The 19,640-nt window shown below is 32.8% G+C and carries 19 protein-coding genes; 9 read left to right on the forward strand and 10 right to left on the reverse strand.

Annotated elements, in window-relative coordinates:
• Positions 1-68 precede the first annotated feature (68 nt).
• From ACP5P5_RS04295 to ACP5P5_RS04310, 4 genes are all read left to right on the forward strand, one after another.
• The gene (locus ACP5P5_RS04295; RefSeq protein ID WP_428284875.1) at positions 69-824 is read left to right on the forward strand and encodes a zinc ribbon domain-containing protein; all 756 of its coding nucleotides are present in this window, start codon (positions 69-71) and stop codon (positions 822-824) included.
• Positions 825-1,032: 208 nt separating this feature from the next.
• Positions 1,033-2,412, forward strand: a complete 1,380-nt coding sequence (locus tag ACP5P5_RS04300; RefSeq protein WP_428284876.1) for a tetratricopeptide repeat protein — start codon at positions 1,033-1,035, stop codon at positions 2,410-2,412.
• A 71-nt stretch (positions 2,413-2,483) separates the two neighbouring features.
• Positions 2,484-4,139, forward strand: coding sequence for a DNA repair protein RecN (recN, locus tag ACP5P5_RS04305; protein WP_428284877.1), 1,656 nt, complete (start codon positions 2,484-2,486; stop codon positions 4,137-4,139).
• Positions 4,140-4,246: 107 nt separating this feature from the next.
• Positions 4,247-5,062 (forward strand): enoyl-ACP reductase FabI, encoded by an 816-nt coding sequence (locus ACP5P5_RS04310; RefSeq protein WP_428284878.1) that lies wholly within the window; start codon positions 4,247-4,249, stop codon positions 5,060-5,062.
• Between the two features lie 144 nt (positions 5,063-5,206).
• Here ACP5P5_RS04310 and ACP5P5_RS04315 read toward each other — a convergent pair whose 3' ends face one another.
• Positions 5,207-5,428 (reverse strand): DUF2795 domain-containing protein, encoded by a 222-nt coding sequence (locus ACP5P5_RS04315; RefSeq protein ID WP_111293716.1) that lies wholly within the window; start codon positions 5,426-5,428, stop codon positions 5,207-5,209.
• A 137-nt stretch (positions 5,429-5,565) separates the two neighbouring features.
• Here ACP5P5_RS04315 and ACP5P5_RS04320 point away from each other — a divergent pair, with 137 nt between their 5' ends.
• Entirely contained in the window at positions 5,566-6,219 is a 654-nt protein-coding gene (locus tag ACP5P5_RS04320; RefSeq protein ID WP_428284879.1) for an ABC transporter ATP-binding protein, read from the forward strand.
• A gap of 14 nt (positions 6,220-6,233) precedes the next feature.
• Here the strand turns inward: ACP5P5_RS04320 and ACP5P5_RS04325 are convergent, their stop codons facing one another.
• The 4 genes from ACP5P5_RS04325 to ACP5P5_RS04340 form a co-directional block, all read right to left on the reverse strand.
• Positions 6,234-6,809, reverse strand: a complete 576-nt coding sequence (locus ACP5P5_RS04325) for a cob(I)yrinic acid a,c-diamide adenosyltransferase (protein WP_428284880.1) — start codon at positions 6,807-6,809, stop codon at positions 6,234-6,236.
• A gap of 89 nt (positions 6,810-6,898) precedes the next feature.
• The gene (locus ACP5P5_RS04330) at positions 6,899-7,606 is read right to left on the reverse strand and encodes an ABC transporter ATP-binding protein (protein ID WP_428284881.1); all 708 of its coding nucleotides are present in this window, start codon (positions 7,604-7,606) and stop codon (positions 6,899-6,901) included.
• A 16-nt stretch (positions 7,607-7,622) separates the two neighbouring features.
• Positions 7,623-7,913, reverse strand: a complete 291-nt coding sequence (gene gatC / locus ACP5P5_RS04335; RefSeq protein WP_428284882.1) for an Asp-tRNA(Asn)/Glu-tRNA(Gln) amidotransferase subunit GatC — start codon at positions 7,911-7,913, stop codon at positions 7,623-7,625.
• A 140-nt stretch (positions 7,914-8,053) separates the two neighbouring features.
• Entirely contained in the window at positions 8,054-8,512 is a 459-nt protein-coding gene (locus ACP5P5_RS04340; RefSeq protein WP_428284883.1) for a thioredoxin family protein, read from the reverse strand.
• Positions 8,513-8,768: 256 nt separating this feature from the next.
• Here ACP5P5_RS04340 and ACP5P5_RS04345 point away from each other — a divergent pair, with 256 nt between their 5' ends.
• The 3 genes from ACP5P5_RS04345 (at position 8,769) to ACP5P5_RS04355 (ending at position 13,940) form a co-directional block, all read left to right on the forward strand.
• Complete coding sequence (locus tag ACP5P5_RS04345; protein WP_428284884.1) at positions 8,769-9,218, forward strand: response regulator; 450 nt, start codon at positions 8,769-8,771, stop codon at positions 9,216-9,218.
• Positions 9,219-9,366: 148 nt separating this feature from the next.
• Positions 9,367-10,314 carry a hypothetical protein gene (locus tag ACP5P5_RS04350; RefSeq protein ID WP_428284885.1) on the forward strand — a complete coding sequence of 316 codons (948 nt, stop codon included), beginning with the start codon at positions 9,367-9,369 and terminating at the stop codon, positions 10,312-10,314.
• A 41-nt stretch (positions 10,315-10,355) separates the two neighbouring features.
• Entirely contained in the window at positions 10,356-13,940 is a 3,585-nt protein-coding gene (locus ACP5P5_RS04355) for a sulfatase-like hydrolase/transferase (RefSeq protein WP_428284886.1), read from the forward strand.
• Between the two features lie 30 nt (positions 13,941-13,970).
• Here ACP5P5_RS04355 and ACP5P5_RS04360 read toward each other — a convergent pair whose 3' ends face one another.
• Positions 13,971-15,224 carry a YaiO family outer membrane beta-barrel protein gene (locus ACP5P5_RS04360; RefSeq protein WP_428284887.1) on the reverse strand — a complete coding sequence of 418 codons (1,254 nt, stop codon included), beginning with the start codon at positions 15,222-15,224 and terminating at the stop codon, positions 13,971-13,973.
• A gap of 158 nt (positions 15,225-15,382) precedes the next feature.
• Between ACP5P5_RS04360 and ACP5P5_RS04365 the strand changes: the two genes are divergently transcribed.
• Positions 15,383-15,703: an RNA recognition motif domain-containing protein gene (locus ACP5P5_RS04365; protein WP_428284888.1), complete on the forward strand. Its 321-nt coding sequence runs from the start codon at positions 15,383-15,385 to the stop codon at positions 15,701-15,703.
• 50 nt (positions 15,704-15,753) lie between these two features.
• Here ACP5P5_RS04365 and ACP5P5_RS04370 read toward each other — a convergent pair whose 3' ends face one another.
• The 4 genes from ACP5P5_RS04370 to ACP5P5_RS04385 all read right to left on the reverse strand — a co-directional run bounded on the left by ACP5P5_RS04370 (position 15,754) and on the right by ACP5P5_RS04385 (position 19,564).
• Positions 15,754-16,863 (reverse strand): BamA/TamA family outer membrane protein, encoded by a 1,110-nt coding sequence (locus tag ACP5P5_RS04370; protein ID WP_428284889.1) that lies wholly within the window; start codon positions 16,861-16,863, stop codon positions 15,754-15,756.
• Positions 16,864-16,875: 12 nt separating this feature from the next.
• A complete protein-coding gene (locus tag ACP5P5_RS04375; protein ID WP_428284890.1) occupies positions 16,876-18,231 on the reverse strand; it encodes a S41 family peptidase in 1,356 nt (451 codons plus the stop codon).
• Between the two features lie 111 nt (positions 18,232-18,342).
• Positions 18,343-19,101 carry a hypothetical protein gene (locus ACP5P5_RS04380; protein WP_428284891.1) on the reverse strand — a complete coding sequence of 253 codons (759 nt, stop codon included), beginning with the start codon at positions 19,099-19,101 and terminating at the stop codon, positions 18,343-18,345.
• A gap of 103 nt (positions 19,102-19,204) precedes the next feature.
• Positions 19,205-19,564 carry a DUF488 domain-containing protein gene (locus ACP5P5_RS04385; protein WP_428284892.1) on the reverse strand — a complete coding sequence of 120 codons (360 nt, stop codon included), beginning with the start codon at positions 19,562-19,564 and terminating at the stop codon, positions 19,205-19,207.
• Positions 19,565-19,640 lie beyond the last annotated feature (76 nt).

Here is a 19,640-nt window from a genome sequence, read left to right on the forward strand (position 1 = left end):
ACAGAAGCCCAATAAGGGTTAATGCAGCCGGTAACCAAAAAAGTAAACACAAAAACACAATATACAATATGGCAACAGCGAAAGAATTTTCTGTAGAAGAAAAACTGGTAGGCCTTATTAAGCTGCAAAAAATTGACAGCCAATTAGATGAATTTAGAATTTTAAAAGGCGAATTACCCATTGAAGTGAGTGATTTAGAAGATGAAATTGCCGGTATTTTAAGCAGAAAAAACCGCATTGAAGAAGAAATTAATGGTATTTCGGAGTTTATAGAACAAAAAAAACAAGCCATTGCCGATAGTGAGGCCATGATTAAGAAATACGAAAAACAAAGCGACAATGTGAAAAACAGTCGTGAGTTTGAAGCTATTTCAAAAGAAATTGAAATGCAGCAATTGGAAATTAAATTGTGCGAAAAAAACATTAGAGATGCTAATGAAGAATTAGCAGGAAAAGTAAAACAGCTTGAAGCTGCAAAAAAACAAATTGCTACCAAAGAAGGGATTTTAACAGTGAAAAAAAGTGAGTTGGAGAAAATTATTGCTGAAACTGAAAAGGAAGAGCAACACTTTAAACAAATAAGCGATGCAGCCCGTAAAGGCATTGATGAGCGCTTATTGTATAGTTATGACCGCATTCGGAATAGTTACCGCAATGGTTTAGCAGTTGTACCTATTGAAAGAGATGCATGTGGTGGATGCTACAATGCCATTCCTCCGCAACGCCAAAGCGAAATTAGAATGCATAAGAAAGTAATTGTATGCGAGAACTGTGGGCGAATATTGGTTGATGCCGACTTGAACGATTCAGTTACCGTAAAATAGCGTAATATTAACTTTTTTATAATTGTGTCAGGAGCTTTTAACAGAAGCTCCTGTTTTATTTTGCAACATTATTCAAACAGTATTGATTGTCTGTATGAAATTTATTGGCCTTGTCACTTTTGCTATTTCATTATTTTTTTCAAGCAATTGTTTTGCACAATACAGCTTTGACTTTAGCCCCGATTGCAGGCAAGCCTATAACGAAATAATGCAACTACAAATTGGGAAAGGTTATCGTTATTTAGAAAATGCTGAAAAAAACAATCCACAAAATTTAATCCCAGCTTACCTATCAAGCTATATTGATTTTTTTACGCTTTTTTTAAATGAAAACCCACAGGAATACGCTCAAAAGAAAGATGCGTTTGACGAAAGAGTTGCATTAATGCAAAAAGGAAACAAAAACTCGCCTTGGTACTTGTACACACAAAGCGTTTTATACCTTCAAAAAGCAGCAGTAGCCATTAAATTTGGCGAAACATGGACAGGAGGTTGGGCTTTTAGAAAATCGTTTTTATTGGTAAAAGAAAATCAAAAAAAGTTTCCCAATTTTTTGCCCAACCAACTCATTTATGGAGCATTAGAAGCAGCCGTTGGCACAATTCCAAAAAATTATAAATGGTTAGCATCATTATTAGGCATGCGAGGCTCGGTAAACGAAGGCATGCAAAAGGTTAGCAACTTTGTATACAGCAATAACGAGTGGGCACAACTAATGCAAATAGAAGGTGCCTTTATTTATGGATATTTAAATTTTTACTTAGAAAATAAAAAAACTGAAACCGTTAATTTTCTAAAATCGGGAAAGTTTGATTTGGTGCACAACCATTTAATGGCATATATGGCTGCTAATTTGGGAAAAAATGATAAGCAAACTGAATTTGCCAAGCAGGTTATTTTAAATCGTAGCATGGCATCAGGATACTTAGAAACACCGGTATGGCATTTAGAAATGGGCTACAATTTGTTGAATCACTTACAATATGCCGATGCAGCACGTGAGTTTAACACCTTTGTGCAAAATTTTAAAGGGAAGTTTTATGTAAAAGACACTTACCGCCGTTTAAGTTGGTGTTATTTTTTAATGGGTAATATACCTGCTGCTGAAAACGCCCGTAAACAAATATTGAAATTCGGTAGTACAATGGCCGATGCCGATAAAGAAGCACAGAAAGAAGCCCAAAACAATAAATGGCCCAATACAACTTTGTTGAAAGCACGGTTATTGGATGATGGCGGTTACAGAGAAGAAGCACTTCAAATGCTTAATCAGGTTTCAATTAACAGCTTTTCGGATTTTGCCGACCAGTTAGAATACACCTATCGCATGGGCAGAATATATGATGGTTTAAATAATTACAACAAAGCTGTTGAATATTATAATCAGGCCTATAATATGGGCAAATTAAGAACCGAATATTACGCCGCCAGAGCAGCATTGCAGGCAGGTATGATTTATGAAAAAAACGGCGCTAAAAAAGAAGCCATTCGTTATTATCAATTATGCCTTGACTTGGGTGACCATGATTACAAAAGTTCATTAGACCAACGCGCCAAAAGTGGTATTGCCCGTTGCACAGGCCAGTAAACATTATTTACCCATTTAATTCACTTAATTTGCATCTTGTTGGTTAATAGTAATTTTTTATTGTATTGAACATGTTACAAAAATTATTCATACAAAACTATGTATTGATTGATTCGGTAACCATTGAGCCGAATGCACATTTAAATATTATTACCGGTGAAACAGGAGCAGGAAAAAGCATTTTAATGGGTGCACTAAATTTAATTTTAGGGGAAAGGGCTGATAGCAATGTATTGATTAATTCGGAAAAAAAATGCATCATTGAAGGCACTTTTATAACTGAAAACAATATAGCTGTTAGTAATTTTTTAAAAGATAATGAACTGGATATTGATACCATTTTACTGCTACGCAGAGAAATAGCACCCAATGGAAAGTCGAGAGCATTTATTAATGACACACCCGTTAGCCTGCAACAATTAAAAGCATTAGGTAATTTATTAGTTGATTTACACCAACAGTTCGACACATTAGATTTAGCCAAAGCTGACTTCCAACGGCAGGTAATTGACGCATTAGCGCAGTTAACCGATACTTTAAAGCAATATCAATCTATTTATAAAAACTGGCAAAGCAATTCACAACAATTAAAGCAATTACAAAATCAAAAAGAACAATTTGAAAAAGAAGCTGACTATAATCGTTTTTTGCTTGAAGAATTAACCGCACTGCAATTAATACCCAATGAATTAGAAAATTTAGATCAGGAATTAAAATTATTGAGCAACAGTGAAGGCATAAAAGCATCTTTAAATGGTGTTGTTGAGCTTTTAATGGAAAGTGAGCAACCTATTATACAGCAATTAAAACAAATGATACAGCAACTACAAGCTTATCAAAATATACATTCGGATTTGCCGAGCATTATTGAACGACTTACAGCTACCCACATTGAATTAAAAGATATTGCCAATGAAGTAAACAGACTCAATAATCATATTTCGTTTGACGTAAATAGAATTGCCGAAATTGAAGAAAGACTGGCAGCCGGATATAAATTATTAAAAAAGCATAATGTTTCAGGCACCAATGCTTTATTGGAATTACAAGAACAACTAACCCAGCGCTTAAATGAAGTATTGGCGATTGATGACAATATTATAGCCTTACAACAAAAAGTGCTTGCGCAAAAAAATGAAGTTAATGTTTTAGCTGAAAAAATTTCAGAAGCAAGAAAAAAAGCAATTCCGCCTTTCCAACAACAAGTAAACAATTTATTAAAACAGGTAGGCATGCCTAATGCCCGCCTTATAGTACAAATTCAACCCATACAACCGGGGGAATTTGGAGCAGATGAAATAGAGTTTTTATTTGATGCGAATAATACCAACAAATTCGAATCATTAAAAAAAGTGGCAAGTGGAGGTGAACTAAGCCGATTAATGCTTTGCATTAAATCATTAGTGGCAAAATATATTGATTTACCCACTTTAATTTTCGATGAAATTGATACCGGCATTAGTGGCGAAGCTGCTAAACAGGTGGGTATTATAATGAAGCAATTAGCCGGTAACCGACAAATAATTTGCATTACCCATCAACCACAAATGGCAGGGAAAGCAGATGCGCATTTTTTTGTTTATAAAGAATCAGGCAAGGCTACTACCAAAACACAAATTCGCTTGTTAAATAAAGAAGAAAGAGTAATGGCCATTGCACAAATGCTGGGAGGTGAACAACCGGGAGCAGCAGCTATACAAACTGCCAAAGAAATGATGCAGGTATAATTTACATAATAGCTTTTGAACAAAATTCTAATCACATTGAAATTTGTAGTATTAAATCTTTATGTTTGGGTTTATAATTTATTTTCCATTCACGAAAAATACGAACTATGGCATACAATTTATTAAAAGGAAAAAGAGGGATAATTACTGGAGCTTTAGATGAAAATTCTATTGCATGGAAAGTGGCTGAAAAAGCGAATGAGGAAGGCGCCACTTTTGTATTAACCAATGCACCCATTGCCATGCGTATGGGCCAAATAAATGCTTTAGCCGAAAAAACAGGTTCAACCATTATTCCGGCCGATGCTACCAATGTTGATGAATTGACTAATTTATTTACACAAAGCCAAGAGGTATTGGGTGGAAAAATTGATTTTGTGCTACACTCCATTGGCATGAGTGTGAATATTCGTAAAAACATTCCTTATACTGCTTTAAACTATGATTACTTTTTAAAAGGTATTGATGTTTCAGCTTTATCTCTGCATAAAATGCTGGCTGTAGCTAAAAAGCTAGATGCGATTAATGAATGGGGAAGTGTTGTAGCTTTAACTTATGCAGCAGCACAACGCACCTACCCTTTCTATACTGATATGGCCGATATAAAAGCTATGCTAGAATCTATTGCCAGAAGCTTTGGCTATCATTATGGTGTTGAGAAAAAAGTACGCATTAATACCGTTTCACAATCGCCCACTAAAACTACTGCCGGAACTGGCATTAAAGGCTTTGGCGATTTTTTTGATTATGCAAATGCCATTGCCCCACTGGGCAATGCTACTGCTGAAGATTGTGCCAATTTTTGCATTACGCTATTCTCTGACCTAACCCGAATGGTTACTATGCAAAACCTTTTCCACGATGGCGGTTATTCTTCTACCGGTGTAAGCAATGTGATTATGGAAAAAATGGGATTGGAATAAACAAAATAAAAAAAGCATGTTCAATAGGTTCAAATTACAAATTGTAATTTGAACCTATTGATTTATGCAAGCAAACTATTGCAATTTATACATAAAAAAACCACCGCTCAGGTGGTAATGTATTTAAAATGAGGTAGTTGTGTTTTAATATTCATCTTCATTAAACATAAAATCTTCCTGACTAGGATAATCGGGCCAAATGTCTTCAATGCTTTCATAAATTTCTCCTTCGTCATCTAATTCCTGCAAATTTTCAACCACCTCTATAGGTGCACCACTGCGGATAGAGTAATCAATTAACTCATCTTTAGTAGCAGGCCAGGGTGCCTCTTCCAGATAACTTGCCAGTTCTAATGTCCAGAACATATTTAAAAATTTTGTGCAAAAGTAACCGTATCTGCGAAACTATCAAAATGGGTTTACCCGTATTTTTGAAATGTTTAAAAAAAGTGATAAAATGATAAAATTTAACCGATGTTTACACGGTTATTTGTGAGAAGCCTATGTTAATTGCTAAAAATATTATTAAAAACTACGACCAACTTAAGGTATTAAAGGGGGTTAATTTAGAGATAAAACAGGGAGAAATTGTATCCATAGTTGGCTCATCCGGAGCCGGGAAAAGCTCTTTATTGCACATTTTAGGAACATTAGATGCTTTAGACGAGGGCGAAATTTGGTTAAATAATCAACCTTTACACCAATTAAAAGGGAAAAAATTAGCTGCTTATCGCAATCAACATATTGGATTTGTATTTCAATTTCACCACCTATTACCCGAATTTTCGGCACTGGAGAATGTCTGTGTACCCGGCTGGATTTTAAAACGTAGTAATAAAGAATTGCAATCCCATGCTACCGAACTACTCACTTTATTGGGATTAGCAAATAGGTTACACAATAAACCGGGCGAATTAAGCGGCGGAGAGCAACAACGCGTTGCAGTAGCCAGGGCTTTAATTAACAGACCCGATATTGTATTTGCCGATGAGCCCACTGGTAACTTAGATAGTGCCAATGCCAAAGATTTACACGACTTATTTTTACGCCTGCAACAAGAACTGGGATATACTTTTTTAATAGTTACACACAATGAAGAATTAGCGGCATTAAGCAACCGAGTATTGCATATGAAAGATGGCCTAATAGTTTCTTAACAACATTTGTTGATTTAAGAAATCCTTGGCTTCCAGGCCACTTCGGGAACATGCAAGCTGTGACCAATATAACGTGCTAACACAAACAAATAATCGCTTAAACGATTGAGATATTGAAGAACCAATGGCGGCATAAACAAGTTTTGCAATTGCATGGCCACACATAAACGTTCTGCCCTGCGACAAACACAGCGGGCAATATGTGCAATAGATACAGCAACATGCCCCCCGGGCAAAATGAAATGCTTCATTTCGGGTAATTCACGCTGCATATCATCTATGCGTTGTTCTAACCAATGCACATCATTTTCAGTTAAATCGGGCAACTTCATACGGGTTTCTTTATCTGGGTCGCATGCTAATGCCGAGCCAATAGTAAATAACCGATCTTGAATTTCTTTCAAATCAATATTTAATTGTTTTAATGCATCAAAGGTTAAAAGGTGATCATTCAATAATCCTATAAATGAATTCAATTCATCAACAGTGCCATAACTTTCAATTCGCAAATGACTTTTAGGAACCTTAGTTCCACCAATTAAGCTGGTATTACCTGCATCACCGGTTTTTGTATAAATTTTAATTGACATATTTTTATGGAATATACATGCGTATGTTCAATACAAATGTATTCTTTAAAAAGTTTGAAAACACAGAAAATAAATTTGAAGAAAGGATTTTAAATGAAGGCCGGATGGGCATCGGGCTGCTTATTATCACTTTCAATTAAACCATCGCGTAAGCGTATAATTCGCTTTGCATAATGAGCAATATCTTCTTCATGTGTAACCAATACAACAGTGTTACCGGCTTCTTGAATTTTTCCAAAAATTTCCATTACTTCAACAGATGTTTTTGAATCAAGATTTCCGGTAGGCTCATCAGCTAATAAAAGGGAGGGATTATTAACTATAGCACGTGCTATGGCAACCCTTTGTATTTGTCCGCCACTTAATTCATTGGATTTATGGTGGCTTCGTTCACCTAAACCCACTTTTTGTAGCGCTTCAATAGCTCGTTCCATTCTTTCTTTTTTACCAACACCTGCATAAATTAGCGGCAAAGCAACATTTTCTGCAGCGGTTAATCTAGGTAACAAATTAAATTGTTGAAATACAAAGCCAATTTCTTTATTACGAACATCTGCCAACTTATCATCAATCATTTTACTTACATCTTGACCATTCAGTATATAATGGCCCGCTGTGGGTGAATCTAAACATCCCAAAATATTCATGAGTGTACTTTTCCCGCTTCCCGATGGGCCCATTAATGCAACATATTCATTTTTTTGTATGGAAAGGCTAATACCTTTAAGCACTTTTATTACTTGGCTACCCATGTAATAATTCTTCTCAATATTTTGAAGTTGAATAACGGTTTCCATACAAATAGTATTTAATTTATTTTTTTATAACAGTAGGCACTTCAAAAAATTCATTGTTATGCAATGGCGCATTCTTCAAAGCTTGCTGTTGATTAATTTCATAATTTACCTCATCTTCTCTGAACACATTCATAGCTTGACCCACAAACATAAGCGGTTGAACATTCGATGTATCAACTGCTTGCAATTGCTCCACAAAACCAATCATATTTTCTAAATCGTTAATCACTTCAGGCATCTCATTTTCTGCAATAGTTAAACGCGACAAATGCGCCAACTTTTCTACCAAATTTTTATTTACTTCCATATTAAAAAAATTAAATACTCTAGCACAAGCCTAGTACTTCAAAAATAAATGAAACCCTTTAAAATGCTTTTATAGCTTTATACTAACGGTAAAATTAGCTGATTAATAAATAATAAACGTATGCGACAGATTTTCCTTAACTACTTTTGAGCTTTGGCTAATGCCGCATTGGCAAATTTTAAAAATGCTTTAGGCCCCATATAGCCCATGGCATATAACACCGGCTTTCCCGATGCATCAGTAAATACCAAGGTGGGATAGGCTGTTACACCAAAATAACGAGCCACTTGTATACCGACACCTTTTTCAGCATCAACAGATAGATTAACAAAGTGTGTATTAAAAAAGGCACTTACTTTTTTATTATGAAAAGTTTTGCTTTTAAGTAACATACAGGGTAGACACCAGGTAGCATAAACATCCACAAATATTAATTTCTTTTCTTGTTGTGCTATTTGTTTCGCTAAATTCCAATCTTGCTCTATAAACTGAATTCTGTTTGCCGTGGTATCGGCTTTCAATTGATGGAAATTTTGTAGTTGTTCTGAACTATTAGGTATAACCCATAGCCATAAGGAGAAGAGGAAGGTTTGTAGCATATGTTCAATAAACGATGAAATGGTAATAAAATTGCTGCATTTCTTCAATACAATGTGTAAATATACAGAAGGTAAAGTGTGGTGTTAATACTACAACAAATAACGGCAAAACTATTATGTTAGTTTAAATAACTTTATAGTACCAATTTAACAATCATTTACAAGCGAAACATCGGCTACAAAAAGATAATTACGCAATGATTGTTGGTGGGTAGAAAGGTTTATTCAATATCGATTAATACAAACCTATTATTTTATGAAAATACTGGTAGTAGAAAGCAACCCAATTTTGTTAAAAATTATTGCTATAAAGTTACAACATCAAAATTATTTAGTTTATAGCAGTATTGATGGAGAGCATGTTCGCCAGTTAATTACACAAATAAAGCCGGATGTTATCATAACTAAATTACGCTTAAAATATATATCGGGCTTTGAACTTATTCGGTTTGCAAAACATGAACTGCCGAATGCTTATGTAATAGTGATTACAAAAATTAATCAAGAAACCATTCTACAAGACTTACTGAAAACCGGAGCAAATGTTTGCATTAAAAGACCCTTTGACATAGAGCAATTAATCAATTACATATCGGAATTTAAATTTAAAAAAACAGCACCAATAACTGAACTACAATTGTCCAAAACCATTCCGATATATAAACAACCTATTCAACTATATAAAGATGCTACAAACAAATCATAATATATTTCAACAAGTTAATTTTTTGTATACCCCAAGTGTTGAAGCCTTACAAAAGGCTGCTATACTATTTTTTTGGGTATCGGTTATACTTACCATTATTATTTACAGTAATACATATATAGAAAAAAGATACTTCTTGTTGAAAATAATGATTCAAAAAAGAATGACAAAGTGGCTAGCAGAACAAATTACAACAACAGACCTACCCGCAACTGTAATACCTAAAACAATAAGAAAGATTTTAAATTCGAAATATGGAAAAAAAATAATTACAGATGAGTTAATCACACTTAAAAAAAACTTACAGGGTAAAGAAGCAGCTAACATCATTTATTTATATATAGAACTTGGTTTAAAAAATGATTCCATAAAAAAAATATATAGTAAAAAATGGCATATAAAAGCTAAAGGAATAAATGAATTATATACGATGGATCAGAGAGATTTGTTGAAAGTAATTTATAAAAATTCAAACAGTAAAAATGACTTGGTTAGGACAGAGGCGCAAACAGGGTTAGTACACATGTATGGATTTGATGGACTAAGATTTCTGAATGTCATATCTAATCCAATTTCAGAATGGCAACAAATAAAGTTGTTAGCACAACTGCAAAACCAACAACCAGATAATGTATTTTATCAAAAACTAAAAAACTGGTTACAATCTAAAAATGATAGTGTAGTTATTTTTTCCCTTAAAATTGCAGCCACTAAACATATTCATCAGGTAATACCTATTATAGTCCAAAATTGTTTATACCACAACAATAGCATGATTCGAAAAACTGCTATTGAAAGCCTGATTTTTTTCCCAGAGCACATCAATACTTTGAACTTAAGAAAAATTTATCCAACAGAAATAATACAAAACAAATTAAGCATACTTTCTGTATTACAAAAATTAGGCGGTCAACAAGATATCAATTTCTTAAAAGAAATAATCTTAAACGAAGAAATAGATATTGCCAAAGCTGCTATGATAACACTGTTAAAAATTGCACCGGAAATGATTAATTGGAAAGAACATTTACTAATACAAAAAAATAAAGTAACACAATACACTCTACATGCCTTAGATGAGATTGCATTTCAATAAAAGATATTTAATGTATTTGCCCAAGCCTTGAACCTTAATTAATGATAGCTATATCCAATATATTACATGATATAACAACAGTTAACCATAACTTTCATACAATAGGTTACAATAATTTACCCTTACTTTTACTGGCTTCTGGGCTATTAGAAACCCTGTATCATTTTATATCTGAAATAATATTTTTATACTCCGCAACACTCATTACAACATATCTTCTAATTGGCATTTATTCAATTGGAGAAACAAAAAAGTATTTACACAAAAACACTTATACTGATTATGATTTACTGTTTACCAGTAATTATGCGCCGGGAATTAGTGTACTGGCTCCTGCCTACAATGAGGCTAAAACCATTGTAGAAAATGTACATTCGCTTTTATCAATTGATTATATTAATGTAGAAATAATTGTAATAAACGATGGTAGTAAAGATGATAGTTTATCGCGAATGATTGCAGCATTTGATTTAAAAAAGGTAAATTTTTGCATAGAAGAAAAAATAATTACAAAAAAAGTTAGAGGTATATACAAGAGTAAAAACCCACTTTATAAAAAACTAATTATAGTTGATAAAGAAAATGGCGGGAAAGCAGATGCATTGAATGTAGGAATTAACATTGCAGCAAAAGATTATATTGTATGTATAGATGTAGATTGTATTATTGAACCCGATGCTCTTTTAAAAGTAATGAAACCATTTTTAGAAGAACCGGATAAAAAAGTAATTGCATCGGGTGGAGTAGTTAGAATAGCAAACTCTTGTGAAATTATTGATGGTAAATTAGTAAAAGTACGACTACCGGAAAAATATTTACCCAGAATACAAACATTAGAATATATAAGGGCCTTTATACTAGGTAGAATGGCCTGGAGCCGATTAAATGGTTTAATGCTAATTTCAGGCGCGTTTGGTGCATTTGATAAAGATATTGTAATTAAAGCCGGTGGATACAACCACCATACAGTAGGTGAAGACATGGAGTTAGTGGTAAGAATGCGCCGATATATGGAAGAAAGAAAATTGCCTTATACCGTTAAATACATTCCTGATCCACTTTGCTGGACAGAGGCGCCCGACAGTTTTAAAATTTTAGGTCGTCAACGTAATCGCTGGTTACGTGGAACATTTGAAACACTTATTCTACATAAAAAAATGTTCTTCAACCCTAAATATGGAATTTTAGGAATGATCAGCTACCCATATTGGTTCTTTTTTGAACTATGCGCCCCTATAATTGAATTAATTGGATTTATTAGCTTTTTCATTTTTGCACTTACAGGTATGATGAATTGGAGCTATTTCATTTTATACTTAATTGTTATTATATTTTTTGGTTATACATATTCCATTTTCGCTATTTTAATGGAAGTGCTCTCCTATCATCAATACAAACGAAGAATCGATATCACTAACTTAATATTTACAGCATTTACTGAACCTTTCTATTTTCACCCTTTCATTGTTTGGTCTGCTATCAAAGGATTTATAGACAAAATCAAAAAAAAATCGAAGTGGGGCGAAATGGTAAGAGTTGGATTTAATAAAAAAACAGATATAGCAGCTACAGATTTCGCTATAATAATTTCTAAATCAAAAAATAAAAAAAAATTTAAGTTATTAACTAAATTTGGTAACTATTTTTTGAAATTAATTTATTTTTCAAAATTATATACAAACTACGTTATTGTATTTGTATTCGTTATACTTTTTATCAGCACTCTAGAGTTGCTGCTAGAAATACATCGAAACGGCCAACCCGATCATTTACTCCAAATTATTCATAGCTATTTTTATAATAATATTAAGCTAATATCGATTGTAATTATAGGAGGTTATATTCCGTTTTATATTATTTATTTATTTAGTAGAAAACTCTCCAGCATTTTTATATCAATTGTATTTTTCACAATAAACATTATACAGTTTCTATTATCAATATATTTTTATACAACGCAGGTACCATTAGGGGCAGATTTATTTGGCTACAGTTTTACTGATATTTATATAACTATCCTTTCAAGTAAAATATCTATAATTCAAATTTTTCAATACAGTTTACTGGTTTTAATACTTTTTTACATGCAAATAATATTACCTAAAAAATTAAAACCCAGTAATGTGTCAATAAGTATTTTGGGAGGAATATTAGTTGTGTTATTATTCACGGGCTTTTCTTCCTTTATGAAAATAAAAGAGTACAACAATTATTATTACAATAATTTGGCAAGAAATAAAACTTTCTATTTTTTTAAAGAAACCTATCAATACATTTTTCCTGAAAAATTGAAAAATTTGAATGAGAATAATAAGAGCAAAACTTTATACAATAATTTCAAATATGTTGACTCTCAAAATTATCCATTTCTGCACCTTACAGATAGCAGTGCCGAAACCCTTTCATCGTACTTTCATACAGATTCAACCCTTCCAAACATTGTATTAATCATTGTAGAAGGTTTAGGAAATGCCTTTAGTAATGAAGATGCTTATTTAGGAAGTTTTACCCCATTTTTAGACTCCTTATCGCATCATAGTTTGTACTGGCGTAACTTTTTAAGTTCCGGCGGTAGAACATTTGCTGCATTGCCTTCCATTACCGGATCATTACCTTTTGCAAAAAATGGATTTGCTGATTTAGGAAATGATATGCCCCCTGCTTTTACATTAATGAATTTGTTAAAAAGGCATGGGTATCAAACCGGCTTCTTTTACGGTGGTGATGCTTCTTTTGATAATATGAAACTTTTTATGCAACAAAATGGCACAGAGCGTATACTTGACATGCATGACTTTGATGCAAAAACATACCAAAAAATAAGCCCCATTAAAAATTTTTCATGGGGCTATGAAGATGCAGCATTGTATCAATTTTATTTACAGCATCTTAATAATAAAACACCTTATTTCAACATATTATTAACTCTTTCTACACATGACCCATTTACACTGAATCAATCAAAAATGTATAGTCAAAAATTTGATTCTTATTTACGTCAACTTTCAATAAACCAATCAGTTAAAGAGAATATTAAACATTATAAACAAATGTTAAGTACTGTTTTATATGCCGATGATTGTATTAAACATTTTTTTGAATTATATAAACAAAGAGCCGATTTTGCTCATACAATTTTTATTATTACCGGCGATCACAGGATGCCGGAAATTCCTCTTTCAGATAAACTAGATCGTTATCATGTACCACTCATTATCTATTCTTCTTTATTAAAGGAAAATAAAGTATTTAATAACATTTCTACACATTTTGATATTGCACCTACTTTAACGGCAATGCTTCAAAAGCAATATAAATTAACTATGCCTGATACAGTAGCTTGGATAGGAAGCGGCTTAGATACTGCTACGACATTCAGAAACATTCACCAATATCCGTTAATGCAAGCAAAAAACACTTTAGTAGACTTTATTAGCAATAACTATTTAGAAAATCAGGAAAACTTGTTTAGGATATATCCTAATTTATTTATTGAACCTGAAAAAAATGATAGTATACTTTCTATAATTCAACAGCAATTCAATCAATACAAACAAAAAAATGCACAGTTTGTAAAAGATTTAAAATTAATTCCTGAAAAATTATTCAAAAAGCATATTGAATAATTTATATACAAATAAAAATAATTAATACAATTAAAATCTAAACATCCATGATACACCTGCCTGATATTGATTACCTTTAGTTTGTGGTAAATATTCTTGATTAACCCAATTAAAATCTACAGATAAAACATTCATTTTTCCGATAGTTTTACGATACAATAAGCCAGCTTTATAGGCAGCTAAATTAGCTCTGTTATCTAATAATACTGCATTATACCTATCATCTGGGGAAATGCCATATCCGGCAGTCAAGCCAATAAAATCATAAGCTCCGCCAAAATAGTAACGTGCCATTGCACTATATACAAAACCTGCCTTTGAGGTATAATTAGATGGAATAATATATGTACGTGCTCCCAATAGCCAGTTCTTCAAATACTTACCTACATAAGCAGTATACAACCAAGTGGGGTTGTTACCAAATTGCAAATAACGTAACCCCATTTCAGCTTCATAGCTCTTTGGTAAATTGGCATATAAGGAAAAAGCACCGCGCCATTGTGGGAAAACACCATTATCATTATTGGTATAACCTACATTAATAAAACTATAAAAAACTTTTGAAATATGAGGATATGATTCAACTTCAAATTGAAAGGCATTTTCGTTAAATCGATTGGCATAATTTAATCTTCCGGTTAATAAACCAAATGACGTTGTGCGCCCATAATCAACACTGGCCAAATGCCAGGGATTATTAAATTGCCGATCAAAGTATACAAAATCATAACTAACATCAACCTGATTCTTCGACAGTAATGATTTAATGCTACCCGCTAACGCCCTTGCAGCATCAACATCCTTTTTTTGATGAATTAAAATTTGAATTATTTGGTAGGCACTATCATAATTTTTTTGTGCTATAAAAATTTTAGATTTAAGTAACTGTAAAGAAGCTGATTCGGGATGAGATTTCAGACCAAAATTGCATATTTGTAATGACTGCTGGTACTGATTATTCCAATACAACATTTTTGCATATGCTAAAGAAGCATCTTCATAACTGGGTTGAATCAACAAAGCGTGTTGAAAAAAATAGGCAGCACTGTCATAATTTTTTTCCCAACTGTTTATTCGTCCCAAAAAAACCCATAAATCAGTATAATCAGGGCTCTGCTGAATAGCCTGATGCAGGTATTGCTTTGCCAAAGTATAATTTTGCTGCTGAAAACTAGCTTTGCGTGCTAAAATGAGTAAACTATCGCTCGACAAAACAGTTTGCGAATAGATATTTAAACAAAAAAACGAGAGGAATAATAAAAATAAGTATTTCTTTATTAACATAGGATAGTTGTTAAAAATATAATAAAGGTACTAAGAGTCGTGCATTTTGAAAATAGTTACAGCTTTTTTATTATAAAAAAGTGGTATTAGCTTTATAAAAGATTCTTATTTCTTACTTATTTATTGATTACTTTTGACTTTAAATATAAATCATTGCTATGAAGCTTTTTGTAGGAGGGTTACCGGGGGATATTGATGAAACCGACTTGAAAGAAATGTTTGAATTATATGGCGATGTTCGCTCAGCCATAGTAATTAAAGACAAACAAACCGGAAAAAGTAAAGGATTTGGTTTTGTTGAAATGCCCAATGAACATGAAGCAAAAGAAACCATTGAATTATTGAATGGCGTAAAAATGCTCGGCAAAAAAATATCAGTAACGCAAGCCGAAGAAAATAATAGAAACAGTAGCAGTAATAATCGTTTCCAACAAAATCGGCCTATGAATAACAACAGGCCGAATAAAAGAAACTATTAACAAAATACTTTGTACAATTTCACACAACAAAAATTTGTGTGTAACTTTTGCTAAAACGCTTCAGCTAAATTTACATAAAAGTTAGTGGCACTGCCGCTTCTAGCCACATCAATACGAATATTTATTTTATTATTTTTCGTAATTCTTCGCCTAAACCCTATTCCATAGCTTGCATGTACATTGTGCACATCCAATTCATTCATGGTATTAGCCACTTTTCCTAATGCAGCAAATGTTGTAAAGCCCCATTTTTTACTGAATTGATAGCGCCATTCAGATTGTGCAGCTAAAAGATAATTATCGCGATACCTACCTGCATACAAACCACGCATCATATTACTACCCCCCAAAGCAGCCGTTTGCCAAAAGGGTACATTGCCTGAATTACCCTGATACAATAATTGACCCGCCAATACAGTTTTACTATTGGTACGAAAATAGTAGCGAGCATCAACATTTGATTTGACAAAATTATATGCACTGCCAAGTTGTTGATTAAAGCTTACAACATTTGCACATAAATACCATCCTTTTGTAGCATTAAAAGCATTATCACGGTTATCGTGTAAAATACTTGCACCGAGTCCTAATGTGTAACCACCATTGTTCCCCAATTCTGGCAAGGGAATTTTATTAGGATCATTCGCATGAATACTAAAATAATCAAGCATATTAATAACTCCACCCACATACCAATATGATTTAATTTGTTGATACCATTCAATGTTAACACGCAATGAATGTGTTGAAATAAGTTGCGATAGGGAATCGGGTGTAGAATTGCCCAATCCATAAAAATATTCCGGAAAATTTTTATACACTGTATTTGCTAACAATAAGTTTTTATTACTATGAAAATAATGTCGCAATGCAGCATCTAAAATAGTTTGCTGATTGAAGGTATAAATAGCAGTTAATTGCAAGTAAGAAGTATCTGACGAAGGTTTTTGATAACTGCATATTCCACTAATACCCAAAGCAACATTAGTTTCCGGTGCATAGGTAATTACCGGTACAAAAAAGATAAGAGATTTTGGTAAAGTATCATTTATATCACCACTATAATAGTTAAAATAATTCTTGTAAAGATGAAAAGTGGCTTGCGCTGAATTAATAATAAACAAAAACAACACAAAAGAGAGAAAATAAATTTTTCGCATATAGAAATAACACTATTTAATTTGAGTCAACAAATATTGAACAGCTGCATTTAACACCTCATCTTTACCGGAGAGAATACCTGCAAGTGTAGCACTTACCTGAACATCTGGAATAACACCTACACCAACAAATTCAGTTCCATTTGCCATTACATCACGCTTGGTGCAAATAAAACCCAAACCGCCGCCCGGTAAGTTATATCCCAAAGGTTGACCGGTACTTCCCCCTGTAGCCGATCCAAATATTTTTCCACGCTGCATTTGTTTATAGGCAACAGTAAAATCTTCAGCAGCCGAATAAGTTGCAGCAGAAGTTAATACTGCCACAGGATTACTATACAAAACTTTTTTGTAAGGTTTCCAATCATCCGTTTCTAATTGTAAAGCAACAGCACCATCACCCCATGCCCTTTGCGAAGGACGATAAGTATGCAAAACATTTAACGAAGTAAGAAAAGGCTTGTCGGTTAAGCATCCTAAAATTTCATAGCCAATATTACTATTACCCCCACCATTTAAGCGCACATCGATAATTAAAGCTTTTGATTTTTGAATAGCAGGAAAAAGACTATCAAAACTTTTTACAATATCATCGCTTTCAAAGCTATTAACAATTAAGTAGCCAATATTATTGGGCAATACCGAATACATAATTTTAGGTAAAAAGAAATTAGAAGAGCGAGTAAAAGTTTTATTTACGATACGGTTGTTAAGATCCTGAAATGTTAGCTGAACGTTACTTCCGCGTAACCCTTTAAATAATTCGTAAGTGTATATTCTACTAATACTATCCTGCGGGGTTGAAAAATGAATATAGGGGCTTATATTTTCTTTAATATATTGCTGGATGGGAATATTATCAATTGCAGTTATAACGGTGCCCGGCGTTACAGATTGATAAGCAGTATCATTACTCAAATTTTTTATAACGACAACTTTATTATCTATATTTCCACAAATGAAGGGTAATTTATCATTTTCCTTTAAAAAATAATACAAGGGTTCAATAATTCGCGAATGGCCATCGCGTAATAGTTGATTCATTTGCTGTAATAATCTGTATGATTCCATAATATTTTTAGTTGCCAGCATCTTCGGTAAAAAAGCCCTATACACACTATCCCAATTTAAATGGGGTACTTTATCAAAATTGGCAAAGTTGAATTTAGCTTCATACCAGACTTTGCTAATTGCTTCAATCTTTTCTTCATCGCTCAATGAGGTAATATGCGTAGAAGAATCAATAATCATTGACGGGAATAGTTTATTATAATATTGATTATAAGTTGCGGAATCAAATTTTGCTTGTGCACTTAATTGCAAGGCAAAAAAAAGCATGAAACCAAATAAGCTAAAACACTTTTTCATATTGATACATTTAGTCATTATAGAAATTTGAATGCACGAAATAAAACTATTGATTGAAGATGCCGAATTATAAAAAGAAGAATGCCCTAAAAACCAGGAGCAATGACAGATTTACGCGTTTAGAAGTATTTTATATCTGTATTTACCGTTAAAGTACTCTTTCATTTTTATTACGTTATGGGTTTTAACATCCACCCACCAAATACTATAATTATGAGAATTGGGATAATTAATTCTTATTTGATAGCACTGAATAGATTTTTGTGCATAACGAGATATAGTAGTCATCCCTTCAACGTTGTACAAATAATAATACGGTAGTATAGTAGAACCCGGATGATAGAAATTAATGACGAAGAATTTTCCTATCTGTAAAGGCAAAATGGAAAATGTTTCCAAATCTAACTCCCAGTTAAATATGGGATGCGCTATTGCCAACTTAAATTTTTTGTTACTAATTAAAGAATCTGTATAAATTAATTTAGGTGTAAACAAATAATGCTCTGTATGTGGAGGTCTACTAATTGCAGAAAGAATAGTATGGTGTAATGTAGGCAAAAATGTGTGCGAATCTACTTCGGAATGAATAGTTCTAACAAAAAGCTGACTGTCTAAACTGAACCATTTCTGATCAATTACAATAGGATTATTTGAATGATGTGGAAAAGCAATATTTCTTTCCCAAATATACACACCTGATTTTTTATGCGTTACTGAATCCTCACTGTATACTAAATATTTACGTTGACCAGAGTGTAAATTTTTTAAATGGAAATGTTGATAATGAAAATCAACTGTATCAACACTTTGGGCTATTGAAATGTAGAAACTACTTAAACAAATAAAAATAAATAGATTTTTGAGTGCCATATTTTTTTACAAATATGGAAGCAGTCACTGATTGGAAAAATTAGAAATAGGATGAATAACAGCTTTGCAATGACGAAAGCAAGAAATAGCTATACCGATGAAATTATATTTTCAGTTGCTGCAAAAATTTAAGCAATACAACTGCCTGATTATGTTCGGTATCTTTTGCACCAAACAATAAAGTGCATTTTTGTTTAGAAGCAATTTGAGATATTGTATTTACAGCGCTTTTGTTTAATTTTAATTCTGCTTGATATTTTTCAACAAAAGCCGGCCATTTATTAATATCGTGTGCAAACCATTTCCGTAGTGCCGAAGAAGGCGCAATATCTTTTAACCAAAGGTCAACTTTTGCTTTTTCTTTTGTAAGTCCACGAGGCCAAACTCTGTCAACCAATACACGAAATCCATCATTAGTAGAGGGTGTATCATAAACGCGTTTTAAAAAAATATCTTTTCCCATAAATCAGGTTTAAGAAAATGCCGACCCACACATTCTGGTAAGCAGGCAAGTAAAAATAGAAAACTGGAAATAGTTT

This window comes from Hydrotalea sp. (assembly GCF_049968455.1).
GTDB lineage: Bacteria > Bacteroidota > Bacteroidia > Chitinophagales > Chitinophagaceae > Hydrotalea.

Bases quoted from the DNA above. Each gene is read 5' to 3' on its own strand.
- ACP5P5_RS04295 (WP_428284875.1), top strand. From the start codon at position 69: ATGGCAACAGCGAAAGAATTTTCTGTAGAAGAAAAACTGGTAGGCCTT.
- ACP5P5_RS04300 (WP_428284876.1), top strand. From the start codon at position 1,033: ATGCAACTACAAATTGGGAAAGGTTATCGTTATTTAGAAAATGCTGAA.
- recN (WP_428284877.1), top strand. From the start codon at position 2,484: ATGTTACAAAAATTATTCATACAAAACTATGTATTGATTGATTCGGTA.
- ACP5P5_RS04310 (WP_428284878.1), top strand. From the start codon at position 4,247: ATGGCATACAATTTATTAAAAGGAAAAAGAGGGATAATTACTGGAGCT.
- ACP5P5_RS04315 (WP_111293716.1), bottom strand. From the start codon at position 5,428: ATGTTCTGGACATTAGAACTGGCAAGTTATCTGGAAGAGGCACCCTGG.
- ACP5P5_RS04320 (WP_428284879.1), top strand. From the start codon at position 5,566: ATGTTAATTGCTAAAAATATTATTAAAAACTACGACCAACTTAAGGTA.
- ACP5P5_RS04325 (WP_428284880.1), bottom strand. From the start codon at position 6,809: ATGTCAATTAAAATTTATACAAAAACCGGTGATGCAGGTAATACCAGC.
- ACP5P5_RS04330 (WP_428284881.1), bottom strand. From the start codon at position 7,606: ATGGAAACCGTTATTCAACTTCAAAATATTGAGAAGAATTATTACATG.
- gatC (WP_428284882.1), bottom strand. From the start codon at position 7,913: ATGGAAGTAAATAAAAATTTGGTAGAAAAGTTGGCGCATTTGTCGCGT.
- ACP5P5_RS04340 (WP_428284883.1), bottom strand. From the start codon at position 8,512: ATGCTACAAACCTTCCTCTTCTCCTTATGGCTATGGGTTATACCTAAT.
- ACP5P5_RS04345 (WP_428284884.1), top strand. From the start codon at position 8,769: ATGAAAATACTGGTAGTAGAAAGCAACCCAATTTTGTTAAAAATTATT.
- ACP5P5_RS04350 (WP_428284885.1), top strand. From the start codon at position 9,367: ATGATTCAAAAAAGAATGACAAAGTGGCTAGCAGAACAAATTACAACA.
- ACP5P5_RS04355 (WP_428284886.1), top strand. From the start codon at position 10,356: ATGATAGCTATATCCAATATATTACATGATATAACAACAGTTAACCAT.
- ACP5P5_RS04360 (WP_428284887.1), bottom strand. From the start codon at position 15,224: ATGTTAATAAAGAAATACTTATTTTTATTATTCCTCTCGTTTTTTTGT.
- ACP5P5_RS04365 (WP_428284888.1), top strand. From the start codon at position 15,383: ATGAAGCTTTTTGTAGGAGGGTTACCGGGGGATATTGATGAAACCGAC.
- ACP5P5_RS04370 (WP_428284889.1), bottom strand. From the start codon at position 16,863: ATGCGAAAAATTTATTTTCTCTCTTTTGTGTTGTTTTTGTTTATTATT.
- ACP5P5_RS04375 (WP_428284890.1), bottom strand. From the start codon at position 18,231: ATGAAAAAGTGTTTTAGCTTATTTGGTTTCATGCTTTTTTTTGCCTTG.
- ACP5P5_RS04380 (WP_428284891.1), bottom strand. From the start codon at position 19,101: ATGGCACTCAAAAATCTATTTATTTTTATTTGTTTAAGTAGTTTCTAC.
- ACP5P5_RS04385 (WP_428284892.1), bottom strand. From the start codon at position 19,564: ATGGGAAAAGATATTTTTTTAAAACGCGTTTATGATACACCCTCTACT.